At 65.9% G+C, this 9,560-nt stretch carries 11 protein-coding genes and 1 pseudogene; 4 read left to right on the top strand and 8 right to left on the bottom strand.

All coding sequences use genetic code 11. The annotated features are described in order from the left end of the window. Positions 1-264: 264 nt before the first annotated feature. From AX690_RS14590 to AX690_RS14605, 4 genes and pseudogenes are all read right to left on the bottom strand, one after another. Positions 265-1,176: pseudogene (locus tag AX690_RS14590) on the bottom strand (efflux RND transporter permease subunit); the annotation flags it as partial. Positions 1,177-1,462: 286 nt separating this feature from the next. Next, on the bottom strand, positions 1,463-2,809 hold the full coding sequence (locus AX690_RS14595) for an MFS transporter (protein WP_066680707.1): 1,347 nt from the start codon (positions 2,807-2,809) through the stop codon (positions 1,463-1,465). A gap of 232 nt (positions 2,810-3,041) precedes the next feature. Next, positions 3,042-3,968: a CDF family Co(II)/Ni(II) efflux transporter DmeF gene (dmeF, locus tag AX690_RS14600; protein ID WP_231732210.1), complete on the bottom strand. Its 927-nt coding sequence runs from the start codon at positions 3,966-3,968 to the stop codon at positions 3,042-3,044. 38 nt (positions 3,969-4,006) lie between these two features. Continuing rightward, complete coding sequence (locus tag AX690_RS14605) at positions 4,007-4,282, bottom strand: metal/formaldehyde-sensitive transcriptional repressor (protein ID WP_066680703.1); 276 nt, start codon at positions 4,280-4,282, stop codon at positions 4,007-4,009. A 241-nt stretch (positions 4,283-4,523) separates the two neighbouring features. Between AX690_RS14605 and copC the strand changes: the two genes are divergently transcribed. The 4 genes from copC (at position 4,524) to AX690_RS14625 (ending at position 6,622) form a co-directional block, all read left to right on the top strand. Then, positions 4,524-4,895 (top strand): copper homeostasis periplasmic binding protein CopC, encoded by a 372-nt coding sequence (copC, locus tag AX690_RS14610; protein WP_066680701.1) that lies wholly within the window; start codon positions 4,524-4,526, stop codon positions 4,893-4,895. Position 4,896: 1 nt separating this feature from the next. Next, entirely contained in the window at positions 4,897-5,826 is a 930-nt protein-coding gene (gene copD / locus AX690_RS14615; RefSeq protein ID WP_066680699.1) for a copper homeostasis membrane protein CopD, read from the top strand. Positions 5,827-5,860: 34 nt separating this feature from the next. Continuing rightward, a complete protein-coding gene (locus tag AX690_RS14620; protein ID WP_066680697.1) occupies positions 5,861-6,277 on the top strand; it encodes a hypothetical protein in 417 nt (138 codons plus the stop codon). Positions 6,278-6,370: 93 nt separating this feature from the next. Then, positions 6,371-6,622, top strand: a complete 252-nt coding sequence (locus tag AX690_RS14625; protein ID WP_066680695.1) for a hypothetical protein — start codon at positions 6,371-6,373, stop codon at positions 6,620-6,622. A gap of 460 nt (positions 6,623-7,082) precedes the next feature. Here the strand turns inward: AX690_RS14625 and AX690_RS14630 are convergent, their stop codons facing one another. From AX690_RS14630 to AX690_RS14645, 4 genes are all read right to left on the bottom strand, one after another. Continuing rightward, on the bottom strand, positions 7,083-7,532 hold the full coding sequence (locus AX690_RS14630; RefSeq protein WP_066680693.1) for a DUF411 domain-containing protein: 450 nt from the start codon (positions 7,530-7,532) through the stop codon (positions 7,083-7,085). Positions 7,533-7,552: 20 nt separating this feature from the next. Continuing rightward, on the bottom strand, positions 7,553-7,798 hold the full coding sequence (locus tag AX690_RS14635; protein ID WP_066680691.1) for a heavy-metal-associated domain-containing protein: 246 nt from the start codon (positions 7,796-7,798) through the stop codon (positions 7,553-7,555). 73 nt (positions 7,799-7,871) lie between these two features. Beyond that, the gene (locus tag AX690_RS14640; protein ID WP_066680786.1) at positions 7,872-8,339 is read right to left on the bottom strand and encodes a DUF305 domain-containing protein; all 468 of its coding nucleotides are present in this window, start codon (positions 8,337-8,339) and stop codon (positions 7,872-7,874) included. A 171-nt stretch (positions 8,340-8,510) separates the two neighbouring features. After that, positions 8,511-9,560: copper resistance protein B (locus AX690_RS14645; protein WP_066730444.1), on the bottom strand; the 1,050-nt coding region annotated here is incomplete at its 5' end.

Consider the following 9,560-nt stretch of genomic DNA (forward strand, 5'->3'; position numbering starts at 1 on the left):
TTCGAACCAAACCGTTATCTAAAGATGCGACTCGCATCGAATGCGAACACCGACAATAAGTTATTGTAATTGCTAGGATATTTCCGATAAGATAAATTGGGCGCGAACCGCGTGTAGCCGAATTCTACGCTCCGGCGGCCCTTCGAGGCCCCTGGGAGCTGCCACCCGGTCGACCAACAGTCGGATTGCGTGGTCTCGGCTTTGCTTGGCCGCACAGGCTTCTACTCGATATGGGATTCGAGTTCAGTTGGATGCCGAGGCGCTTCACGCGGTCGCCTCGACAGCCAGCCGTCGACGCTCACCGGTGCCATGCACCAGGCGATAGAGCGAGGGCAGGACCAGCAAGGTGAGCAGTGTCGAGGAGATAATCCCGCCAATCACGACGGTCGCGAGCGGACGTTGGACTTCGGCCCCCGCTCCCACGTTAAACGCCATTGGCACAAAACCGAGGCTCGCCACCAAGGCCGTCATTAACACAGGGCGCAGCCTGGTCAGGGCGCCTTCGCGGATCGCTTCGTCTAGTCCTCTACCCTCGGCCAGGAGGTTACGGATGAAGCTCACCATCACGACGCCGTTCAGGACGGCCACACCGGAGAGCGCGATGAAGCCGACGCCGGCGGAGATGGAGAGGGGCAACCCCCGCAGGAGAAGGGCGGCTACCCCGCCCGTCAACGCCAGCGGCACGCCTGAAAAGACGATGGCGGCGTCCTTCACCGAGCGGAACAGCGCAAAGAGCAGGCCGAAGATCAGCAGCAGGGCGGCGGGTACGACGAGCTGAAGGCGCTTGGCCGCCGAAATCAGCTGCTCGAACGTGCCGCCATAGCTGACCCAGTAGCCGCTAGGGAGCTCGACTTCGACTCCCACCTTCTGCTGAACCTCGGTGATGAAGGAGCCAAGGTCGCGCCCGCGGACGTTCGCTGTCACCACGACACGGCGCTTGCCGTCCTCGCGGCTGATCTGGTTGGGCCCGATCTCGACTTCGATCTTGGCCACGTCCTGCAATGGGACGAAGCCGCGGGGCGCGCCTTCCGCCGCCGGCAACGGGATTCGGAGCCGACCGATCTCATCGACGTTGCGGCGAATGTCCTCCGGCAACCGGACAATGACGTCGAACCGGCGGTCGCCCTCGAAGATCTGGCCTGCGACCGCGCCGGCCGGGGCGTCTCCAGCGCCATCAGCCGGAGCCTCGGCCTGCGGTTCGTGGTCGTGATCGGCGCCGTGATCGTCTTGGTCGAAGTATACCTGACCGGCCAGGGAGACGGCCGGATGGTCTATCGACAAGCTGTGCTGGGCTTGGTCCAGGGTCGCGATCGGCGCCTGAGAGACAAGCACGGCCGTCAACGCCACGCAAAGCGTAGCGAGGAACGTCCTTAGCTTTCTGGCTCGCAGCGCTACCACTCAGAACTCCTGGCAGGCGTTACTAGGTTGCGCAGCCTGCGGGTGCAAGAACAGTGACATGCGACTAGACGCCCATTCTCGGCCACTGATGGTGGAGATCATCAATGACGAAAGCATGTACGTGTTCGGGCCGCCCGCCGGCCCGGAAACCCTCACGCAAATGAGGATGGTCAGAGGGCAGTTCGGCGTGAGTGTGCGCGAGCTGATCGGGATCGCGCGCCGGCCATACCTTCAGACCAATGACCACCCCGGCGAGGCATATTAGAGCCAGCGCCACGAGGGTCGCGGACATGCCCAGCGCCGCGCCGAGACCGCCGGCGACTGTGTAGGTCAACAGCCAGCAGGCGTGCGACAAGGCGAACTGAGCCGCAAAGACCGCGCTCCGGTCCTCGGGGGTCGCCGAGCGCCGCAGGAGTCGCCCCGATGGGGTCAGGACGGCTGAATAGGCCGCGCCCATCACGGCCCAGAACGCGAGAAGCAGGATCCATTGATCCACTCCGGGCGTGGCCGCGAGCATAGCCATGGCCGCGAGGGCTGCGGTGAGGAGCGATGCTGCGGCGACCATGACCGGCCGGTCGCCGATGCGCTCCAGAACCCGCGGAAGGCACAGGGCGGCGGCCATGGATCCGCCGCCGAAGGCAGCCAATGCGATGGCCACATCGTCGGCCGAGCGGCCGAGCACATCGCGGACGTAGACGACGGTGTTCACGATCACCATGGCGCCGCCGGCGGCGGCAGCGAGGTTGAGCGCCAGAAGGCCCCGCAGGCGCGGGGTCTTGAGGTAGATCCGCGCCCCGCGGGTCGTTCTGGCGTATATGCCGCCTTCCCGCTTCATCGGCTTCGGCTGCGGGACCACGACCGACACCACCAGGGCGGCGGAGGCGAGAAAGCCGACAACCGTTCCGCCAAATAGCCAGTGGAAGCTGATCACGGTCAGCAGGGCGGCCGCCAGCATGGGGCTGACGAGACTCTCCATGTCGTAGGCCAACCGCGAGAGCGACAGCGCCCGGGTGTAGCGTTCCTCTTCGGGAAGGATGTCTGGGATCGCGGCCTGGAACGTCGGCGTGAAAGCCGCTGAGGCCGATTGCAGCAGAAAGATAAGCAGGTAGACCTGCCAGACCTCGGTCACGAAGGGCAGCATGACCGCCACGGCGGCCCGGACGAGGTCCATCGAAACCAGAAAGCCGCGCCGCGGCAGACGGTCGACGAAGGCGTTCACAACCGGGCCTACCCCGATAAAGGCGATCATCTTGATCGCCAGGGCCCCGCCGAGCACGGCGCCGGCGTTCGCGCCCGCAAGATCGTAGGACAGTAGACCCAGCGCGACGGTCGCTAGGCCCGTGCCGATCAGGGCGATGACCTGGGCCAAGAAGAGGTGCCGATAGGTACGGTCCCCGAGAACGCTCAGCATAATGCTGGCTTCCTCAACCGGGGCATAAGCAGCGAACCGTCACAGGCCAGTCCGGATAGGCTATCGAATCTGTCACGCGCTTGCCGGGCCACGAAGCGATGCCTTCGGGGTGATGTTCGACGTGACCTTGCGCGAGAACCGTCTTGGCCCTGCTGAGGGCGCTGACCGGTTCCGATTGTATCGACGGGGCGCGCAGCTTGGAGGCTCTCGTGAAGGCCTCTTGCTATCGAACTCATCGGGGTTCGACCGTAACATGCGCCAGCTCATGCACTCTGCGCAGACGCTGGCGTACGTCGGCGGCTGAGGCTGCGCCCGTGAAGCTGACGATTGCCGCGTGGGCGCCAGGCCCGATCCGCCAAACATGCAGGTCCGTGATCTTGGCGTCCCCGAGCCCTTCAACCTCCTCCCGCACTTCGCCCTCCAGATGAGCATCAGCCGTGTCGAGCAGCACGGCGGCTGTGTCGCGCATCAGGTTCCAGGCCCAGACGGAGATGACGACCGCGCCGACGATGCCCATCACAGGGTCGAGCCAAACCCAGCCAAGATATCGCCCGGCGACCAACGCCGTGATCGCCAGCACCGAGGTCAGCGCGTCGGCAAGGACGTGCACGAAGGCAGAGCGGAGATTGTTGTCGTGATGCGCGTGCGCTCGATCGGAGGCGTGGCCGTGGTGATCACCGCCATCGGGATGCTCGTGAACGTGAGCGTGGCCATGATGGTGATCGTGCCCCCCCGACAGGAGAAGGGCGCTCACGACGTTTACGGCGAGCCCCACTACGGCCACGAGCGTGGCCTCGCCGAAGCTCACGGGCTGCGGATTGAGAAGGCGGACGATGGATTCGACACCTATCGCGAGCGCGATCAGGGCGAGCACAAGCGCAGAGGCGAAGCCGGCCAAATCGCCGACCTTGCCCGTACCGAAGCTGAAGCGCCGGCTGCGCGCGTGACGACGAGCGTAGGCGTAAGCCGCCGCCGCGACGGTCAGAGCGCCCGCGTGGGTCGCCATGTGGAATCCGTCGGCGAGCAGGGCCATTGAGTTGAAGACACTGCCGGCGATGATCTCGCCAACCATCATCACGGCGGTTAGGGCCACGACCCACAGCGTGCGTCGGGCATTTTCATCGTGCCGTTCGCCGAGGAAGACGTGGTCGTGGGACAAGGCCTCGTCTGAGGCTGACAGATTCAAGGCGGCTCTTCCTATTTTGCGTATCGGCGCACGACTGCGATCAGCTCTTCGGCGCCGGAAGCTCGGTCCGCATCCGTTAGGTCGGGCCGGGCCACGTGCTCGCGGACATGGTCCTCAATCAGCTCGTCCATCAGCCCGTTAACAGCCCCGCGCACGCCGGCAGCCTGATGCAGGATCGTCGAACAGCCCGCTTCGTCAGCGATGGCCCTCTCGATCGCGGCGACCTGGCCGGCAATGCGCCGGACCCGGGCCAAGAGCTGCTCTTTGTTGTTCGTCGTATGCGCCATAGGCTACCCCCCTACCCTATATGACGCGGAACCACCAGCCCTCGCTTAACGTGCGCATGCTCTCTGCGCGCTTCAGCCCAACCGCTGGCGAGGACTGGGCGAGTCGCCTTTCGACCGGAGGAGGCGCCTTGCTTCTCAAGTGGGGAACTCATTCACGCCCGGTGCAGGCGCGGCGGCTAGTTTGAGGGGTTGGCGCGCTGAGATGCGTAGACGTTCACAGACGCCTTGTCGGGAGACCCCAATGAAGACCCGCCTTTTCGGACTTGCCGCCCTTGCGGGAGCAACCGCCCTCATCGCTTCCAGCCCGGCTTGGGCGCATGCGCACCTCGTGAGTTCCAATCCGGCGGCCAACGCCGCCGTCGCGGCCGCGCCGAAGGTCATCACCCTGACCTTCAACGAAAAGCTCGTACCGGCCTTCTCCAAGTTCGAGCTCACCATGCCGGAGCATGGCGGCATGAAAGTACCGGTGAAGACGACCGTCTCCAAGGACGGCAAGTCCATCACCGGTACGCCGCAGAGCGCGCTGACCAATGGAGCCTACAAGATCGTGTGGTCCGCGGCCTCGGCCGACGGCCATAAGATGACCGGCGAAGTGGCCTTCAAGGTCGGCTGACGTGCTCGAGCCTGCGGTCATCATCCTCAGGCTGCTGCAGTATGCGGGGGCGATGGTCCTCATGGGATCATCGCTCTTCTTCATCTATGCCCTCCCCGCCACGGGTCCGGGCTCGGCCGCGGAGGCGCCGTGGGCCCGCAGGCTGCTGGCGGGCGCGGGCGTGCTGCTGGCGCTCGCGACGCTGCTCTGGATCGCGGCCCAGGCCAGCGTGCTGGCCGGATCGATGGCGGAGGGACTCAAACCCGAGGCGCTCGGCGCCGTGGTGACGAGCATGGACCTCGGCAAGGCGGGTGTCCTTAGGGCGGGGGTCGCCCTCCTGGCCACGATCCTCGCCGTGATGCTGAGGCCAGCGCGAGCCAGCTGGATCGTCGCGGCCGCGCTCGGAACTGTCGCGACCGCAACCTTCGCCTGGATGGGTCATGGCGCGGCGACGGAGGGGCCAGGCGGTGTCATCCACCTTGTCTCCGACATCCTTCACAGCTGGGCAGGGGCCGTCTGGATCGGCGCGCTCGTGGCCTTCGCGCTGATCCTGCGCACCCGCAGCCGCACGCCGGCAGGGGTGGTCGCCCTGCACCGGGCGCTGCACGGCTTTTCAGGGATCGGCACGCTGCTGGTGGCGGTCCTGGTGGCGACTGGACTCGCCAACAGCTGGTTCTTGGTCGGGGCGGATCGGATCGACGGCCTTTGGACCACCTCTTATGGGCGGCTCTTGAGCCTCAAGCTCCTCCTGTTCGTGGCCATGCTCGGCCTGGCGGCCGCAAACCGCTTCCGGCTGACGCCTGTCCTGGCCCTGGCCTTGGACGAACCCTCACGGCAAGGCGCGGCGCTCGCGGATCTGCGCCGCAGCATCGCGCTGGAGACCGCCGCTGCGCTCGGGATCGTGGCTCTCGTGGCCTGGTTCGGCACGCTGGCGCCGCCGGCGGCGATGTGAAGTCATGACGCGCCGCCGCAACACGCGAAATCGGATGACAACGGTCGCTGTGGCGCTACCCTCGTGGACGATGCGCTTACTGCTCGCCCTTCTGGCCGTGATCGGCCTCCTGGCCAGCCCGGCGTCCGCCGCGGCGGCCCAGGCGACTTGCCTGGGTCATGGTGAGGCGATGATGAGCATGGCCATGCCGGACATGCCGGGGATGGACCACGACGACGACAAGGCCGACCCTTGCTGCGACCCCGCCAACGACAAGGCGCCCGCCAAGCACGACGACATGAGCTGCCTTCTCGCCTGCATGGCCATGTGCGGCGTGACGGCGGCGCTCCCCAGCGCCCCACCTGTCAGCCTCGCGAAGCCTGACCATGGCGCGCCGCCGCCTGGGCGGATGGCGTCGTTGACGCCTCACGACCCCGGACGCCTCGAACGACCTCCCAGACCGATCGCCTGACCCCTGCGCCGCCCCTAGGGCGGCGCATCGCGTGCAGAACCCGGCCGGAGTCCGTCCGGCCATGATGATCGATCCCACTCGGGAGAGTTTCCCATGACCTATCGCATTCACCTGACGGCAGCGGCGCTGGCCCTCGGCCTCGTCGCGGCCGCGAGCGCCGCCTCCGCCCAGCCCTACGGCAAGGGCGGCAATTACAGCATGGCTCAGCCGCCGGCGGCACAACCCCGCCCCGCGCGGGACTGCGACTGTCCGATGATGAAGGGCGACCAAGCCATGCGCGAGCAATGCATGACCATGATGCGGGATCATGCGCCACCGGCGCCCAAGAACGGCCCGGCCCGTTGATCGCGATCGCCGCGCACCCCCCATCCCCTTAGGCGCGCGGTGAGCGAGGGCGTCGGCGGCCCCTGGCCGCCGACGCTTCCGCTTCATCTCCTGTTCTCTCCAGAGGAGACCCTCTTGCGGCCCCTATGGCTGATGCTAGGCGCAGCGCGTCTGTCGAGCCCGGCCCAGACCGGCGACATGGCGCGAATGAACACGGCCGATTCCGCGACCGTCAAGACCGCCGAGAGGCCCGGAACCGTGGAGTCCGTCGACGGCAGAGACGATTAAGATCGACCACGGCCCCGTTCCGGGAGCTGGCGGCGATGACCATGGACTTCAAGGCCGCGCCCGGCCCGGTCTAGAGCGTCAAGCCGAATGACAAGGTCGCCTTAGACCCGACTTGAAGGATGGCTCAGGCGAGATCACGGCCATCACCAAGCAGCAGGAGGCGTGCGAAGGGGCACGCGTTCGCGTGTAGCCCTCAGCCGTGGCGCGCGAACACCCGCGTCTTGCCGCCCGGCAGCAGAAGCAGCGTCTGGTAAGGCTCCTTGCGTCCGTCAGGCATCTCCATGCCGGGCGAGCCCAGCGGCATGCCAGGTACGGTGATGCCCAGCGCCTTCGGCCGCTCTTTCAGCAGGCGGCCGACGTCAGCGGCCGGGACGTGGCCCACGACGACGTAGCCGCCGATCGTGGCGAGATGGCACGATGAGAGCTCGAACGGAACGCTATGACGCTTTCCGATTGGCGTGATGTCTTCGACGTTGACCACCTTCGGCCGATAGCCCGCCCGGGTCATGATGGTGATCCAACCCTTGCAGCATCCACACGAAGCGGTCTTGTAGACAGCCAAGGGCGGCGGCGCGGCCGCCCAGGCGTGCGGCGCCGCCAGAACGGCTGCTGCGGCGGCAAGCAGGTTGCGGCGAAGGATCATCGAATATCAGCCTCCAAGGGTCAGCGCCGACCGCCGCAACAGGACGCCTTCGCGGATGGGGCGGCCTTCCCAGCCTCCTGCGGGGTGTAGCCCGCCTCCCGAATAGCGCCGCGCACGGCCGAGTCGGCTGCGGTCGTCGCGACTTCCAGCGACTTGCTCGGCAGATCGATGGCGACCTGGGCCGCCGGATCGACGCCCTTCACCGCCGCAGTGATGGCTTGCACGCAATGTGCGCAGCTCATGTCGTCGACTTGGTAGCGAAGCATGGAAACCTCCTGGTCAGAACCTCGGCCGATCTGGTGGGGCTTCCAACGATGGTAGGGTCAAGGCCCGATCGATCTAAAGACGCTCGAGGATCGCCCTCATCTGCTTTATTTCCCGCCTCTGCGACTCGATGATGCCGTCGGGGCCGTAGCAGAGGGCGCGCAGCTCGGGATCCTTCAGCGAGGCTTCCTTGCACATCAGCAAGGCACCGGAATGGTGCGGGATCATCGACTGCACGAACTGGCGATCGCCGACCAAGCCCTGCGCCCGGATGCCGATCAATGAGAGCACGAAGACTGCGGCGAAAGTGACGTACAAAGCCAGGTTCAGCTTGGCATTCATGTACATGGACTTCATCGTCAGCAACATGATGATGGCCATGGGAGCCCACATCACGAGCGCCATGTAGAAGAAGTTGATGTTCTGGACGAATTCGCCCCAGCTGAATATCATCGTGAACATGGCGAAATACATAACCGCCAGGCTCAGAGCCAGATTGATGGCGAGCATCACATAGTGATGCCGACCCTCCTTCGCGCTCATGCCGGACTCGCCGTGTTGTGCGTCTTTCACGTCAGCCTCCTGAGAGATGCTGTTCCCAATAGCGCAAGCCTTGCTTGCAAACTTCCCCATCTTCCGAACGCGTCAGGCCACACCTGCCCGATTAGCCGGGCGTGAGACGTCTTGTTCCCGTCGGCTTCAACTCAGACCAACCTAAAACCACGCACGAAGTCCGACCACAAACGTCGTGCTCTCGATGTCCTCGCCGGCAGACCGGAGGAAATCCGCAGTCCTCCCGAAGGCGCGCTCATACGCCACACCGATGTAAGGCGCGAATTCGCGGCGAATCTCATAGCGGAGGCGGAGCCCGAGCTCTGCGTGCGTGATTCCGGATCCAGTGTTGAGTCTTGGGAGCTTCTGCGCCGAAAGCCTCAACTCTGCCTGCGGCTGAAGGACCACGCGCTGGGTCAGTCGCAGGTCGTAGGTTCCCTCGACCCGCCCGGTCAGGTCGCCGCGATCGGACAAGAACGCTGCGGCTTCGACTTCGAACCAATAGGGGAAGAGGCTTTCAACCCCGACTGTCGCGTAGGTTCGCGAATTTCCGGACCCGAAGTCACGACGTACTCCGACTTGCACGTCGGTATAACGAGCCACTGCGCGGGAATAGAGTGCCTGAACTTCGGCAAGCTCGACCCCCTCGCCTCCAGAGCCCTCGCCTTCGGACTTGAAGACAAACCTGTTGATGTCGCCGCCGTACCAGCCTTCAACATCCCATCGATAGCCGCCGCCCGGTGGCTGGGATTGGTACTCTGCGAGGTTGAGCATCAGCTTCGCGATCCGTACGCCCCCGTGCTCGCGCGCGAGGATTCCCCGGGCGCGCTGCATCGGCCCCGTCCCGAAGACCTGATCGGCCACGTTGTCGGTGATCACGGCCGGCGCCGGCGCATTGCCGACAGGCAAGCCGGTCGCGGTCTGGCCGCCCTCCATCGGCGCCATCGTGTGTCCCGCATCAGGGTCCGCTGGGCCCGGCATGGTGTGTCCGGCATGCGGATCGGCGGGAGCCGCAGGTTGTGCGGGCATGGCGTGCCCGGCATGGGGGTCCACGGGCGCTGCCGAGGCTTCGGAGCCTTGAGTCGGCAGCGATGGGCGTGAGGTCTCCGGCGGCTCCGGCGCCGCGTGGCCCGCATGGGGGTCGGCCGACGGCTTCGTTGCGGCGGGCATGGCGTGGCCTGCGTGCGGATCCGCCGGCGCGGCGGGCTGCGG

The sequence above is a fragment of the Caulobacter sp. CCH9-E1 genome (assembly GCF_001556515.1).
Lineage (GTDB): Bacteria > Pseudomonadota > Alphaproteobacteria > Caulobacterales > Caulobacteraceae > Caulobacter.